This is a genomic window from Pseudomonas sp. LBUM1666 (assembly GCF_059695775.1).
In genome coordinates this window covers 3226406-3241027 of sequence record NZ_CP166789.1, presented here as the reverse complement: position 1 = coordinate 3241027, position 14622 = coordinate 3226406, and the positions used below count along the sequence as shown (strand labels likewise).

Annotated in this window: 12 protein-coding genes; all 12 read right to left on the bottom strand. The window is 58.7% G+C overall.

Annotated features, from left to right (window positions below; all coding sequences use genetic code 11):
* Complete coding sequence (locus ACA056_RS14660; protein ID WP_497265574.1) at positions 1-858, bottom strand: hypothetical protein; 858 nt, start codon at positions 856-858, stop codon at positions 1-3.
* 74 nt (positions 859-932) lie between these two features.
* On the bottom strand, positions 933-1781 hold the full coding sequence (locus ACA056_RS14655) for a DUF4123 domain-containing protein (RefSeq protein WP_497265572.1): 849 nt from the start codon (positions 1779-1781) through the stop codon (positions 933-935).
* Positions 1778-3850 (bottom strand): type VI secretion system Vgr family protein, encoded by a 2073-nt coding sequence (locus ACA056_RS14650; protein WP_497265570.1) that lies wholly within the window; start codon positions 3848-3850, stop codon positions 1778-1780. The genes ACA056_RS14655 and ACA056_RS14650 overlap by 4 nt, the downstream gene beginning before the upstream one ends.
* Before the next feature lie 142 nt (positions 3851-3992).
* Positions 3993-4931, bottom strand: a complete 939-nt coding sequence (locus tag ACA056_RS14645) for a carbohydrate kinase family protein (protein WP_497265569.1) — start codon at positions 4929-4931, stop codon at positions 3993-3995.
* Between the two features lie 6 nt (positions 4932-4937).
* Positions 4938-6440 carry a xylulokinase gene (gene xylB / locus ACA056_RS14640; RefSeq protein ID WP_497265567.1) on the bottom strand — a complete coding sequence of 501 codons (1503 nt, stop codon included), beginning with the start codon at positions 6438-6440 and terminating at the stop codon, positions 4938-4940.
* A 230-nt stretch (positions 6441-6670) separates the two neighbouring features.
* Entirely contained in the window at positions 6671-8143 is a 1473-nt protein-coding gene (locus ACA056_RS14635) for a mannitol dehydrogenase family protein (protein WP_497265565.1), read from the bottom strand.
* Positions 8144-8158: 15 nt separating this feature from the next.
* The gene (locus tag ACA056_RS14630; RefSeq protein ID WP_497265563.1) at positions 8159-9262 is read right to left on the bottom strand and encodes an ABC transporter ATP-binding protein; all 1104 of its coding nucleotides are present in this window, start codon (positions 9260-9262) and stop codon (positions 8159-8161) included.
* Between the two features lie 32 nt (positions 9263-9294).
* Positions 9295-10125 carry a carbohydrate ABC transporter permease gene (locus ACA056_RS14625; RefSeq protein WP_283180389.1) on the bottom strand — a complete coding sequence of 277 codons (831 nt, stop codon included), beginning with the start codon at positions 10123-10125 and terminating at the stop codon, positions 9295-9297.
* A gap of 10 nt (positions 10126-10135) precedes the next feature.
* Positions 10136-11062, bottom strand: coding sequence for a carbohydrate ABC transporter permease (locus tag ACA056_RS14620; RefSeq protein ID WP_497265560.1), 927 nt, complete (start codon positions 11060-11062; stop codon positions 10136-10138).
* 142 nt (positions 11063-11204) lie between these two features.
* Positions 11205-12515 carry an ABC transporter substrate-binding protein gene (locus ACA056_RS14615; protein WP_095129876.1) on the bottom strand — a complete coding sequence of 437 codons (1311 nt, stop codon included), beginning with the start codon at positions 12513-12515 and terminating at the stop codon, positions 11205-11207.
* A 227-nt stretch (positions 12516-12742) separates the two neighbouring features.
* Complete coding sequence (locus tag ACA056_RS14610; protein ID WP_497265558.1) at positions 12743-13648, bottom strand: AraC family transcriptional regulator; 906 nt, start codon at positions 13646-13648, stop codon at positions 12743-12745.
* 79 nt (positions 13649-13727) lie between these two features.
* Positions 13728-14609, bottom strand: a complete 882-nt coding sequence (locus tag ACA056_RS14605; protein WP_497265556.1) for a phosphatidylinositol-specific phospholipase C domain-containing protein — start codon at positions 14607-14609, stop codon at positions 13728-13730.
* Between the last annotated feature and the right edge of the window lie 13 nt (positions 14610-14622).

Here is a 14622-nt window from a genome sequence, read left to right as displayed (position 1 = left end):
TTAATTGCAGCTCGGATAAACCGTACATTCGCGTCCGTTTAGCTTGAAAGTTCTAAAGTCTTTTGTGTTACCTCGACAGAACCCGTATGGATCATTGCCGCCTTTGCCAAGGCAGGGTTTCCATCCTTCCGGTAATTTCTGCCAAGTATCGCCGATGGCTGGACGCTCTTCCGACGATTGGCGAAGCACAAGCTTTATGACTTTTCCAGAGAGGGTACTTCTTTCAACTACACCACCGAGCTTCCGGCGCTCAGGTTTATTCTCCGGAACCTGCCATCTGTCATCGGCTGCGTTGCACGACAGGATTTTCTCAATTTCACCTTTTTTCGCCTTTGCAGTGCTTATTTGGAAAAGCCACGTGCAAAGACCTTTTTGCTCGACCTCGCTTGAGGTCTTTGTCGTTGTTACTCCTGCAACTGTCAATCCACCTGCATGGTCTAGCCCAGTATCCCAAGCATCGTTGCCATAGGATGCATCTACCTCATAGTCCACCCTGATGAGTTCCATCGAGCAATCAGCAATGCGGTACTCCAGCGGAATCTCTGTAGAGACTGTCTGCTCTGTATTTTTGGCGAAAGATTTATCGGACTTCTGTTGCTGTCGAGTAACTGAGCCACCTAGGCCAGGGCTATAAACTTTACAGTCCTGACCCTCTTTAGGTGAGTACTGTGCTTTGGAGGTGAATCCAAAATTTTGTGGAATGCTGGTAACGAGAGTGAAATGTTCACTTCCATAATTGCTGATCCCACCCTCGGCTGTATCTTTGGCCATCTGCCCGGCCCAGCTGCAAGCGCCCATCAGAGGAAGAGCAAGAAAAAAAGCAGATTTCAAGCAGTATGAAAAATAATGGCTACTCATTTGATGTTCCTTGCTCACTGCAATTTGTGTAGGTCGCGAATTTGCGAGCGTCTTCACCCCCCATTTCCTTATATTCAAACTTCAACACCAACACTCGAATCAGCAAACACTCGCTGACAACGCGCAAAATGCGCCTCCGGCGTTTCCCCCGGCAAAGGCTCCCACGCTATATCTTCCATACACTTGGGGCTCAGTCGTCGACTCAACATCAGCTCTCGCTGTTCCGGCGCTTTCCATTGCCAGAGATCCATCAAGTCCATTTGTTCCTCAAGCCATTCGCTGACGACGTGTGTTTCCGCCAGTTCAGCAGCCGTTTCGACGTGATAGGTCAGCAGCCAGCGTTTGAGGTTGTCGCGCAGGATGCTTCGAGCCTGTCCGCCGGACTCGGGGGTTCGCAACCACGGCGCCGGATTCGGCACCGGGTACATCCCGGGCTTGGCGTTATCGGCGCTTTTCCACTGTTCCTCATCCCAATACAGCACGCTGCTGATCGGCCCTAACAACAACGGCCGCTCGGTCTCGCTCAGGTTAGCGATACAACGGGCGATGACGCGGTTGTCCTGGAAGCGGAACAGCGAGCGCTCGCCGTCTTCGTCAATGACCATCCGCGCTCGCCAGTGTTGGGTCAGGCCGTCGAGGTTGGTCTTGTCCATGCTGCCGATCCAGCCCCAGTTTCGCTGTGGGTCGTCCAGTAGTTTGAGGAAGGCGTCGGCGCTTGGGTTGGTCAGTTCGGTCAGCCATGGGCTGATGGGGGCGAACTCGGCGTACTGGGTGCCTCGATAGAGTTGCACCGAGCGCTGCATCAGGCCGGCGCTGTACAACGAGGTGACCGGGTTCGGTTCGGCGAGGCTGTCGAGGGCGAGGATCAGGACTCGATTGAGCCGGGCTTGTTCGCCGAGCCAGTTGTTCAGTGCGTCGCTCATGCCGCAGTCCCCAGGTCGCATTTGCCTTCACGGCAGGCCTCGCAAATCGGACAGCGGATGTCCCCAGCCGCACGGGCTGCTTTGGCCATGGCCATTTGTACGGCGGCCGGGACGAGCAGGGCGCCTGCTTTGTCCTGGGCGGCGGCCCATGGAATAACAGGAGGGAGAATCTGAATCCCCGTCCCCGCGCCGGGACCACCGCCGGAGTTAACCTTCACCTGCGCACCACTAATCGTCACGCCCCCCGCATCCACCTTCACAAAGCTCCCGCCAGCCTTGGCCGTCAGCTCCATGCCGCCTTCCACGACGACCTTTTCCCCAGCGTTGTAGTGAATCTCCTGACCCGCCTCAACAAACTGCGCCGTCCCCACCTTCACATGCTGAGTCACGCCAACAGTAAGGTGATCGTCCGCCCGGGTTTCAGTCTTGCGATCGAGGTGGGTGATGCGATGCTCTTCAACCTTGAATTCGCTTAAAACATTGGCTTCGACCGTGTCGTGTCGCTCGTTACCGACACGAATCTTCTGGTCATGCTCAATGTTTTCATCCCAGTCGCGCTGGGCGTGCAGGTAGATCTGTTCCGCACCTTTTTTGTCTTCGATCCGGAATTCGTTGTAGCCCTTGCCGCCCGGTGAACTCAGGGTCTTGAAGGTGCTGCGGGTTTTGTTCGCCGGCAGGTCGTAGGGGACGACGTTTTCCTTGTGGTACAGGCAGCCGGTGATCAGTGGCTGGTCGGGGTCGCCTTCCATAAACGACACCAGGACTTCCATGCCGATGCGCGGGATGGCGATGCCGCCGTAGGCGCTGCCGGCCCAGCCGGTGGCGACGCGCAGCCAGCAGCTGGTCTTGTCGTCGGCCTGGCCTTCGCGATCCCAGTGGAACTGGACTTTGACGCGTCCGTACTCATCGCAGTGGATTTCTTCACCCGCAGGGCCGGTGACAATGGCGGTCTGGCTGCCAAGGACTTTGGGTTTCGGGTGTTCGAGGGCAGGGCGGAAATGTGCGTCCCACGGGGTGGCGAGGAAGCGGTTGCGGTAGCCCTGGTGGAAATCGTCTTTGTTCTGGGTGACGTCGCTGATGACGTTTGCGCCAAGCACTTGCGGTTGTTTGCCTTCGTGCACCACTTCCAGCAGCAGCCAGAGGTCGTTCCACTCGGCGCGCGGGTGCTCGCTCAGGGCCATGAAGTGGCCGCTGACCAGGGTGGGCTCGTCGCTTTTGCCTTCGGCAAGTTTGTAGTCACTGCGGTGCCGTTCGAGGGCGCGGGTGGCCAGTTGCTTGCCGCGTTCGCGTTCGGTGAAGCGGCCGGGGTAGTCGTAGTCTTCCAGGTCCGGGGCGAACGTGCTTTTGGCGGCGCCCTCGGGCAGGATGCGCGGTTTTTCGAAGTCGTAATCGCGACGGCTGACGCGGGTGGTGCGGGTTTCCAGGCGCAGGTTGAAGCGCTTGATCACCGTTTTCTCGGCGGCCATGCCGGAGTCTTGCTGATAGGCCACGGGCGCGAGTTTGCGGAACACCGTCTGGTCATCGCCGAACACCAGTTTGTGGCCGCTGGCACTGTGCTGGAAGTGGAAGTGAATGCCTTCTTCTTCGCACAGGCGCTGGATGAAATGCAGGTCAGATTCATCGTACTGCACGCAGTAATCGCGTTCCGGGTAGATCGCGCCGAGCTGGAAGCTGTAGGCGTCGGCCAGGATGCCGCGCGCTTCGAGGACCTGAGCGATGATCTTCGGCACACTTAAATGCTGGAAAATCTGCTGGTCATGGTTGTGGCGCAGGTAGGCGAGTTGCGGCACCAGGCTGATGCTGTAACGGGTCAGGCTTTTGCCGGAGTCGCCTTGCTCGATGCGATACACCAAGCCGTGGATGATGCCTTTGCCGGTGGCGCCGAAGGTCAGGCAGCCGGGCTTGTGCAGCAACTCTTCGAGTTTCAGGTCGGGGCGCGCGCTGACCAGTTCGATGTCGAAACAGAACGGCTGGTTGAGGGTTTCGCGACCGACGAAGCTGAGTACCTGAAGGTCAACGGAAACGCCTTCCAGCGTCAGGGAAATATGGGTTGCGTTCGCGTCCAGCATGCCTTTAATTCCGTCCTTTGAATAAGCTGGGGCGGATGGTGCAGGATTAAAGCGCCTCGTTCAAGGAAACGAGCAGTCATTTACCGACTAAAGTCGTCTGTAGCCCGTAACAGCCCTTCGGTGTTGTGACCGGAACGATCAGTTAGGTGAGTTGCTGCCGATACGGCAAATCCGGCCCGGTCTTGCTGCAGGTCAGCGCCGCTGCCTGCACCGCGAACTTGAGCATTGCATCAATCTGCTCACGACTCAGCTGCTGTACGCCCTCAACCGAATCCAGCTGCTGCTCGGTCAGCCAGGTAATCAGCGCTGCCTGGAACGTATCGCCAGCGCCCACGGTGTCGGCGATTTTCACTGAACTCGCCGGTACCGACCAGGAGCCATGCATACGGCTGAACACCGACGCCCCCTCGCCACCACGGGTCAGAAACACCAACTGACAGCGATGCTGCAGCCAGCCTTCAATTACCCGTTGCGGATCCTGCTCGGGGTACAACAGGCTCAAATCCTCATCGCTGACTTTGATCAGGTCGGCCAGCTCAACCAAGGTGGCAATTCGCGAACGCCACAGGTCGATATTCGGCTCAGGATTGAGCCGCACGTTGGGATCAAGGCTGATCAAGCGTTTACCGCTTTCCCGTTGCACCAATGCCAACAGCGTGTCGGCAATCGGTTGCACCACCAGCGAAAACGAACCGATGTGCAGACCGCGTACCTCAGGGCCCAGTTCCGGCAGATGCTCGGTTTTCAGCTGACGATCCGCGCAGCCTTCACCCCGGAAGCTGTAATGCGGCGAACCATTGGCACCGACGGCCACCATCGCCAGGGTTGTAGGCGCAGCGAAATCCACCAAGTAATCCGGGCGCACGCCTTCATCCTGCAGGACCTGCTGCAAGCGTCGACCGAGATAGTCGGTGGACAGGCCGGCAAACAACGCAGCATCCACCCCCAAACGACGCAAACCCACCGCGACATTGAACGGCGAGCCGCCGGCAATCGCCTTGAAATTCACTTTTGAAGCCAGGCCGCTGGCATCGTCTTCACTGAAGAAATCGAACAGCGCTTCGCCACACACCAGGTACATAGTTATTCACTCTTTAAAGGGTTGCGAATGCTGTTGATAGCGTTCGTAGGCTTGCTGACAGGCTGCCACATTGTCTGCGATCGGCAAGGTTTCGCTGGTCGGATCGAACTTCACGCAACGCTCGCAAAGGTCCAACAGGCTGTCTTCATGCCCGTTTACCCAGGACTTGCACCACGCGGCCTGAATCGCGGCGCCAAGGGCCGCGGCTTCGCTTTGTTCGGTGCAGATGACTGGGGTGTTCATGATGTCAGCGACGATCTGCCGCCACACCGGGCTTTTCGAGCCGCCGCCGATCAGGCAAATGCTGCGGCTTTGTAAGCCATTCTGACGTAGCAGGTCCAGTCCATAACGCAAACCGAAGGTCGTGCCTTCGACCACCGCGCGGCACAGGTTGGCCTTATTCAGGTTAGTCATGGTCAAGCCCAGGAGGCTGCCGGTGGCATGGGGCAGGGCGGGGACGCGCTCGCCGTTGAGGAACGGCAGCATGCACACGCCTTCGGCACCGATCGGTGCTTGTGCGACGAGGTCGTTGAACTGTTCGATATCCAGCTCGAACAACTCGCGAATCACCCCGGTCGCGTTGGTCAGGTTCATGGTGCAAATCAGCGGCAGCCAGCCACCGCTGGAGGAGCAAAACGTTGCGACGCAAGCGTCCGGACTGACTTTCGGTTGATCAGCATAGGCGTACACCGTCCCCGATGAACCGAGGCTCATGGTGATAGCGCCGGGCTTGATATTGCCGGTGCCGATGGCGCCCATCATGTTGTCGCCACCGCCGCTGGAGACCAGCGCCTGCGGGTTGACGCCTAGATGTTCGGCGATGCTCGGCAGGATCGTGCCGACCGCTTGATGAGCATCGATCAGCTCCGGCAGCGCGGCTTGCAGTCGCCCGGTGGCATCGATGTCACGCAGCAGCTGCAAATCCCACTGGCGGGTGCGCACGTTGAAGTAACCGGTGCCCGAGGCATCGCCGTACTCACTGCAACTGCGGCCGGTGAGCCAATAGTTGAGGTAGTCGTGGGGCAGCAGGATGCGGGTGATGCGAGCGAAAATCTGCGGATGTTGTTCTTTGGTCCAGAGCAGTTTGGAGACGGTGTAGCCCGGCGCGATCACAACGCCGAGGCGTTCAAGGGAACCTTTTTCGCCACCCAGATGGGCAAGCAGACGGTCGTTTTCCGGAGTGGATTCGGTGTCGCACCAGAGTTTGGCCGGACGCAGCACTTGGCCCTGATCGTCGAGCAGCACCAGCCCGTGTTGCTGGCCGGAAACGCCGATGCCGAGGATGTCCTGGCCGTCGACCTTTGCCGCGAGTAAGGCGCGGAGGGTGGCAAGCGCGAAGGCTTCCAGCCATTGCGTAGTGTCTTGCTCGCGGCGACCGTTGGCGCCGCTGATCAAGGTGTGGGCGGCGGCACCCTGACCGAGCACCTGACCGCTGATGGCGTCGAGGATGATCGCTTTGGTGCCTTGGGTGCCGCAGTCGATGCCGAGGAATAGTTGTTGGTTTGCCATGGAATGTCCCAAACGTTGAATACAAGTCTGATCCGAAAACCACCCCTCACCCCAGCCCTCTCCCCAAGGGGGAGAGGGGGAAAGGGGGTCGATCTTCATGCTTCCCAAATCCTGAGTTCGACTCAGGAGTGTCAGGTCGCAGTATTCCGGATAATCAACTCGGTCAGTCCCCTCTACCCCTTGGGGAGAGGGTTAGGGTGAGGGGTGGTTCCACCTGACACCCAACCAATCTAGGCCAACACCCGCTCCAACGTCCGCGTCACCCCAACATCCCGCAAGCTGTTACAGCACCACTCAAATGCCGCCACAAACTCGGGCGAATGCGGAATCGCCGTACCAAAAATCTCCTCAACCGCCAGCAACCGCTGCGTGATCAGCGCATCATCCGCCACCAGCGTCTGACAGAACGCGGCCCGCGGATCAGGAATGCTGTAGGTATCGCCATTCTCGTCCACGCCCTTCAAATACAACGCCCAAGCCGCTACTACTAATGCCGCCCGTTTGGTCTCCTGCCCATCAGCAATCAAGCGATTGATCGTCGGCACAGTGAACTTCGGAAACTTCGACGAACCGTCCGAACACACGCGCTCCAGCTGATCGGCAATCGCCTGGTTGGAGAAGCGCGCCTCCAGCGTGTTTTTGTACTCGGTCAGGTCAATTCCCGGCACGGGTGACAACTGCGGGGTCACGTCCAGGTCCATGTAGGCGCGCATGTAGCGCACAAACAGCGGGTCGTTCATGGTTTCGTGAACGAAGCGGTAACCCTTCAAAAAACCCAGATAAGTGAGTGCCAGGTGACTGCCGTTGAGCAGTTTGATCTTCATTTCTTCATAAGGCGTGACGTCGTCGGTGAACTGCACGCCGACCTTTTCCCAGGCCGGACGACCGTTAACGAACTTGTCTTCCAGCACCCATTGCACAAAGGGTTCGCAGACCACTGGCCAGGCGTCGTCGATAGCGTGTTTATCGTGCAGTTGCAGCTTGTGTTCGGTGCTGGTCATCGGCGTGATGCGGTCGACCATCGCGTTCGGAAAACTGACATTGCTGGCGATCCAGTCCCGCAGATCGGCATCGCGCAGGGCGGCGAACGCCAGTAACGCTTTGCGGGTGACCGCGCCGTTGTGCGGCAGGTTATCGCAGGACATCAAGGTGAATGCAGGCGTGCCGGCTGCACGGCGTTTGGCCAGCGCGGCGCAGAGAAAACCGAACACGGTTTTCGGTGTGCTCGGGCGTGCCAGGTCGTGCTGGATTTGCGGCAGCTGGGCCATGAACTCGCCGGTGCTGTCGTCGATGCAGTAGCCGCCTTCGGTAATGGTCAGCGAAACGATACGGATCTCGGGGCTGGCGAGTTTGTCGATCAGCGCTTGCGCACCGTCTTCGGCCAAAAGCATGTCGCGAATCGCGCCGATCACCCGAACTTCGGTGTCGTCGGTATCGCCCAGCTCGAACAGGGTGAAGAGATAATCCTGCTCTTTGAGATCGTCCCGGGCGCGGCGGTCTTCGGCGCGCAGGCCGACACCGCAAATCGCCCAGTCCAGGTCTTCGCCGGTATTCATCAACGCATCGGTGTAATACGCCTGATGGGCGCGGTGGAAACCGCCGACGCCGATGTGCGCGATGCCTTGGCGGGTGTCGCTCAGGGCGTAGGCGGGCAAGGCCACCTCGGAGGCGAGGCGATTGAGGTTCTGTTTATTGAGTTTCATCACAAGGTCTCGAAATCAGGCCGCAGCGCGTAGTGGACGGGTCAGCGCCACACCGTCGGCATCGAATAAATGGCAGTGTTCGGCGTCCAGGTGCAGGCTCAGCGACTCGCCATAACGGCTGGCCAGGTCGCCGCGAACGCGCATGGTCAGCGCTTCGCCGGACGAGGTCACCACGTGGCAGAAGGTGTCGCTGCCCAGGCGTTCGCTGACGTCGGCCGTTACCTGCAAGGAGCAGTCGCCGGTTTGCGCGAGATTCAGGTGTTCCGGGCGAATGCCCAGGGTCACCGCGCCACCGACACTCAGGTTGGCGCCGCTCAGCGGCAACGTGATGCGGGTACCGGCGTCCAGCAGCACTTCGCAGCTCTGGCTTTCGACGCGGGTGACTTTGCCCTTGAGGAAGCCCATTTTCGGCGTGCCAAGGAACCCGGCAACAAACAGGTTGGCCGGTTGGTGATACAGGTCCAGCGGCGAACCGACTTGTTCGACTTTGCCGCCATTGAGTACCACAACCTTGTCGGCCATGGTCATGGCTTCGACCTGATCGTGGGTCACGTAGATCATCGTGGCTTTGAGTTCTTTGTGCAGGCGCAGCAGTTCCAGGCGCATCTGTACGCGCAGGGCGGCGTCGAGGTTGGACAGTGGCTCGTCGAACAGGAAGATTTTCGGATTGCGCACAATGGCCCGGCCGATGGCCACGCGCTGACGCTGACCGCCGGACAACTGTTTCGGCTTGCGTTCGAGCATCGGCCCGAGTTCGAGGATGCGTGCCGCTTCGCCGACTTTTTTCTCGACTTCGGCTTTCGGTACGCCGGCCAGGTCGAGGGCGAACGACATGTTCTTGCGCACGCTCATGTGCGGGTACAAGGCATAGGTCTGGAACACCATCGCCAGGTCGCGCTTGGCCGGGCTGACTTCGGTGATGTCTCGGCCATCGAGTTCGATGGTGCCACCGCTGACTTCTTCCAGGCCGGCGATCAGTCGCAGCAACGTGGATTTGCCGCAGCCCGACGGGCCGACGAACACCACGAACTCGCGGTCGTTCACTTCCAGGTCGATGCCTTTGATGATGGAAAAGCCTTCGAAGCCTTTTTGCAGATTCTTGATTTTCAGGTTGGCCATGATGGCGCTCCTTTGTGCTTATTCTTTGAGGGCTATTTCACGGCGCCGAACGACAGGCCGCGGACCAATTGTTTCTGGCTGATCCAGCCGAAGATCAGGATCGGTGCGCAGGCCAGGGTCGACACCGCCGACAACTTGGCCCAGAACAGACCTTCGGGACTTGAGTAGGAGGCGATCAATGCGGTCAACGGCGCAGCTTTCGACGAGGTCAGGTTCAGCGACCAGAACGCCTCGTTCCAGCACAGGATCAGCGACAGCAGCACCGTGGACGCCAGGCCGCCCTTGGCGATCGGCAACAGCACCCGGACCATTTCCTGCCACAGCGTGGCACCGTCGAGGCGCGCGGCTTCGAGAATGTCCTTGGGGATGTCTTTGAAGTAGGTGTAAATCATCCAGACCACGATCGGCAGGTTGATCAGCGTGTAGATCACGATCAGCGCGATGCGCGTGTCCAGCAGGCCGAAGCTCTTGGCCAGCAGGTAGATCGGCATCAGCACGCCCACCGGCGGCAGCATCTTGGTGGAGAGCATCCACAGCAGCGTGCCTTTGGTGCGTTGGGTTTCGTAGAACGCCATCGAGTAGGCCGCCGGCACCGCGATCAGTAGGCTCAGAGCGGTAGCGCTGAAGGAAATCACCACCGAGTTCCAGGCGAAGCTGAAGTAGTCGCTGCGCTCGTTGATGTGCAGGTAGTTCTCCAGCGTGGGCGTGAAGATGAACTGCGGCGGCGTGGCGAACGCATCGATTTCGGTTTTGAAACTGGTCATCACCATCCAGAAGATCGGGAAGAAGATCAGGATCGCGATGGCCCAGGCCAGGGTGCCGAGCAGCAGGCTTTGCAGACGGCGGGATTGTTGAAGGGTCATGGCGCAGGCCTCAGGCTTTGTCTGTCAGGTTTTTGCCGATCATGCGCACCAGCACGATGGCTGCGATGTTGGCGATCACCACCGCGATCAAGCCACCGGCGGACGCCATGCCGACGTCGAACTGCACCAGCGCCTGGTTGTAGATCAGGTAGGCGAGGTTGGTCGAGGCGTAGCCGGGGCCGCCGTTGGTGGTGGTGAAGATTTCGGCGAACACCGAGAGCAGGAAGATGGTTTCGATCATTACCACCACCGCAATCGGCCGTGCCAGGTGCGGCAGGGTCAGGTGCCAGAAGATCGCGATCGGCCCGGCACCGTCGAGGCGCGCGGCTTCCTTCTGCTCCTGGTCGAGGGACTGCATGGCGGTCATCAGGATCAGGATGGCGAACGGCAGCCATTGCCAGGACACGATGATGATGATCGACAGCAGCGGGTAGTGCGCCAGCCAGTCCACCGGCTGCGCGCCGAACAGCTTCCAGACGTAGGCGAGAATCCCCGACACCGGATGGAAAATCAGGTTCTTCCAGATCAGCGCACCGACGGTGGGCATGATGAAAAACGGCGAGATCAACATCACCCGCACGATGCCGCGCCCGAGAAACTCACTGGCCTCCAACAGCGCACTGATCAACACGCCGAACACCACGCTGATCAGCAGCACGCTGCCGACCAGCAACAAGGTATTGGTGGCGCCGGGCAGGAAACCCGAGTCGCTGAGGAAGTAGCTGAAGTTCTCCAGCCCGACGAACTGGTTTTCACCGGGATAGAGCAGGTTGTAGCGGATCAGCGAGAAGTAAACGGTCATGCCCAGCGGCACGATCATCCACAGCAGCAACAACGCCACCGAGGGGCTGACCAGAAACCAGCCGGGGTTGGCCAACCGGCTTTTACGCACCGGTTGCGGGATGTCCATGTGAGCTTTGGCAGTTGAAGTATTCATGGCGATAGAACCGATTGGGAACAGACAAATGAAGATCAACTGTGGGAGCGAGCCTGCTCGCGATGAGGCCATGACATTCAACATCTATGCTGGCTGATCCATCGCTATCGCGAGCAAGCTCGCTCCCACATGGGTTGCGGGATTACTTGGGGTAACCGGCGCGCTTCATTTCACGTTCGGTGGTTGACTGGGCAGCGGTCAGGGCCTGGTCAACCGTGGTCTGGCCGATCAGCGCTGCCGAGAACAATTTGCCGACCTGGGTGCCTACGGCCTGGAATTCAGGAATGGTCACCAACTGGATGCCGATATACGGCACGGGCTTGAGGGTCGGCTTGCTCGGGTCCGCGGCTTTCAGCGATTCAAGGGTCACCTTGGCGAACGGTGCAGCCTTCATGTACTCATCGCTATACGTCGAAGCGCGGGTACCTGGCGGTACATTGGCAATGCCGTCTTTCTCGGCAACCAAAGCGCCATATTCCTTGGAAGTGGCCCAGGCGCTGAAGGTTTTCGCCGCGTCCTTGGCCTTGGAACTGGTCGGGATCGCCAGCGCCCAGGAATACAACCAGGCCGAGCCCTTGTCGGTGGTCTCGTGCGGTGCGTAGGTGAAGCCGACGTGGTCGCTGACCTTGCTTTGGGTCTTATCGGTGACGAAGGAGCCGGCGACGCTGGCATCAACCCAGATGGCGCATTTGCCGCTGTTGAACAGCGCGAGGTTTTCGTTGAAACCGTTGCTCGACGCACCCGGCGGGCCGGATTTTTTCATGGTGTCGACGTAGAAGTTCAGCGCGTTTTTCCACTCGGGGCCGGTGAATTCCGGCTTCCACTGCTCATCGAACCAGCGCGCACCATAGGCATTGGCGACGGTGGTGATCAGCGCCATGTTCTCGCCCCAGCCGGCCTTGCCCCGCAGGCAAATGCCGTACTGTTCTTTATCCTTATTGGTGAGTTTGCTGGCGAATTCGCTGATCTGGGTCCAGGTCGGGTGCTCGGGCATGGTCAGCCCGGCTTCCTTGAACAGATCGGTGCGGTAATAGGTGATGGAGCTTTCAGCGTAGAAGGGCAATGCATAGAGCGAACCCTTGACCGACAGGCCTTCACGCACCGACGGGAACACGTCGTCGAGGGCGTAGCTGGCCGGCAAATCCTTCATCGGCTCCAGCCAACCTTTGGCGCCCCAGAGTGCGGCTTCGTACATGCCGATGGTCAGCACATCGAACTGTCCGCCCTGTGTGGCAATGTCAGTGGTCAGGCGTTGGCGCAGGACGTTTTCTTCCAGCACCACCCAATTGAGCTTGATGTCCGGATGCTCGGCCTCGAAGGTTTTCGAGAGCTTTTGCATGCGGATCATGTCGCTGTTGTTGACGGTGGCGATGGTCAGGGTCTGGGCGCCGAGGCTGACGCTGCTGAGGGTCATGCAGGTGAGGGCAAGCAGAGCTTTTACAGAAGGTTGCATCGTGCACTCCTTTTCTGCACCCGCGGGTGACAGAAGGACAGTTATTGTTTTTGTGTCTTCCGACGGCAGGAAGAATGTGCATTGATTACAGCCTTCAATTGATGACGTGACAAATCATCCATCGCACTTTAATCGATACTTTTTTGCACTGGTGTTTGGAGGGAGAGGTGCAGGGAACGGCTTTTTAGCGGGTAGACCCTATGGATTCCGTACAGGTTTTCAGGCGTTTAACCCAGGTTCTGCTCAGTCAATCGCTGCACCGCCAACCGCCGGTAATGCGACGGCGTCATGCCCTTGAGTTGCTGAAAACGCCGATTGAAGTTGGAAATATTGTTGAAGCCCGACTCGAAACACACGTCGGTTACCGGTTTGTTGCCATCGGCCAGCAGCTCACAGGATTTGCTGATGCGCAGTCGATTGACGAATTCGATGAAGCAGCGGCCGGTGGCTTGCTTGAACACTCGACTGAAATAAGTCGGCTTCATGCCCAAGTGCTCGGCGACTTCCTCCAGCGGCAGTTCACGGGCGTAATGCGCGAAGATGTAATCCACCGCCCGGTTAGTGCGATCGATATTGTGCTCGTCGGCCAATTGCGGTGTCGTGGCCCCGGACAGCAGCTGATAGTCGTCAGAGGCCGCCAGTAACTCCAGCAGAATGAAAAAGTGCCCGAGACGCGTCACGCCTTTGGTGTCGGCGATGCGCTGCATCAAAGTCATGGCCTGGCGAATGGTGCGCTTGCAGCGAAACTCGATGCCGTACTGGGCGCGCTCCAACAGTGGCGCCAGCGTTTTGAGCTCGGCAAACACCAAGTGGCCGCTGTCGAACAACTCATCCGTGAAGTTGACCAGCATGTCGCGCTTGGGCACCACTTCGTCTTCGGCCACCTGGCTGATCCAGTTGTGGGGCAGATTGGGGCCGGTGAGAAATAGCGATTCTGGATAGAAGTTACCGATGTAGTCACCGATGAACACTTTGCCGGAGCTGGCGACGATCAGGTGCAGTTCGTATTCCTTGTGAAAATGCCAGCGCACCAACGGGCAGGGAAAACCGTGCTGACGATAGATGATGGACAACCCGTTATGGTCGTCCATCAGTTCGTAGGAGGGGTCTGTCACACGGGCTGTTCGGGTCATGTCAGGACGCTTTTCTTGTTATCGCTATCCGATCATGCATCTTTTTCCACCTGCTGTGCCAGCCTGCTATGGCTTTCGCTTATGCGGGTCGATGCAACCTGTCTCCGTAAACCGCTTTCATGCTGGTGGCGCTCCAGCAGTTGCGGACAATATCCGCCTCGTCAAAAAAATCTGTGCTGATGATGCTGCAACGGGTGACCCAGTCGCGGGTGGTATGGAACCAGTCGTTGATTTGGTTTTTGATGTGCTGCGGGCCACCCAACAGCGAATAGCACGTCGCCGGCAACGACCAGAGAAATTTATCGTAAGGCGCCCCTGAAAGGGTGGTCTCAATATGCGATTGCAGTTCGATGGTGTCAGTGAATACCTTACCGTTCCATTTGTGAGGTATTTGCGGCCAGAAATACTCACTGTCCAGCCCGGGTTTCGCCTGTGCGGCCATGACAATGCGGCGCTGCGAACTGGCGCGCTTGAGCTGTTCCACGGTACTGCGCGCGTCCGAAGGACGGATCAAGCGCGAGCCCAGGCGGCGCATCAGAAGATCATTGAATTGTTGGTAGCCGAACGGCTTCGCTGCATTCCCTAACTGGTGGAAGTCGAGGACGATGAATTCGTCCGGGTTTCGGTCGAGGAATGTCGTCACCGCATCGATCAGTTCATCAAGAATGCGGTGGGACTGATAGCCGTTGTGATGGAAGTAGAACACCGGGACTACCGGGCCGGCGGTGCAGCCAAGCCGGATATCGAATGCCCGTGCGCCGTTGGCCAGTTGCCAGGCAAATGAGTCGTTCTGGCACGTCGTCCAGTTGCCGACCACCACCTCATAATTGGGCGCTTTTTTGTCCATGCCAGCGTTGTGCGTGCCGGGCCAGACAATATCGGTCAGCTTCAACCGACCGATATCCAGTACGTTGCTCATCCATCGCTGTTTGTCGAGTGTGGTTGCTGTATTGCGGGTCATGACAGTTCCTTGT

Bases quoted from the DNA above. Each gene is read 5' to 3' on its own strand.
- ACA056_RS14660 (WP_497265574.1), bottom strand. From the start codon at position 858: ATGAGTAGCCATTATTTTTCATACTGCTTGAAATCTGCTTTTTTTCTT.
- ACA056_RS14655 (WP_497265572.1), bottom strand. From the start codon at position 1,781: ATGAGCGACGCACTGAACAACTGGCTCGGCGAACAAGCCCGGCTCAAT.
- ACA056_RS14650 (WP_497265570.1), bottom strand. From the start codon at position 3,850: ATGCTGGACGCGAACGCAACCCATATTTCCCTGACGCTGGAAGGCGTT.
- ACA056_RS14645 (WP_497265569.1), bottom strand. From the start codon at position 4,931: ATGTACCTGGTGTGTGGCGAAGCGCTGTTCGATTTCTTCAGTGAAGAC.
- xylB (WP_497265567.1), bottom strand. From the start codon at position 6,440: ATGGCAAACCAACAACTATTCCTCGGCATCGACTGCGGCACCCAAGGC.
- ACA056_RS14635 (WP_497265565.1), bottom strand. From the start codon at position 8,143: ATGAAACTCAATAAACAGAACCTCAATCGCCTCGCCTCCGAGGTGGCC.
- ACA056_RS14630 (WP_497265563.1), bottom strand. From the start codon at position 9,262: ATGGCCAACCTGAAAATCAAGAATCTGCAAAAAGGCTTCGAAGGCTTT.
- ACA056_RS14625 (WP_283180389.1), bottom strand. From the start codon at position 10,125: ATGACCCTTCAACAATCCCGCCGTCTGCAAAGCCTGCTGCTCGGCACC.
- ACA056_RS14620 (WP_497265560.1), bottom strand. From the start codon at position 11,062: ATGAATACTTCAACTGCCAAAGCTCACATGGACATCCCGCAACCGGTG.
- ACA056_RS14615 (WP_095129876.1), bottom strand. From the start codon at position 12,515: ATGCAACCTTCTGTAAAAGCTCTGCTTGCCCTCACCTGCATGACCCTC.
- ACA056_RS14610 (WP_497265558.1), bottom strand. From the start codon at position 13,648: ATGACCCGAACAGCCCGTGTGACAGACCCCTCCTACGAACTGATGGAC.
- ACA056_RS14605 (WP_497265556.1), bottom strand. From the start codon at position 14,609: ATGACCCGCAATACAGCAACCACACTCGACAAACAGCGATGGATGAGC.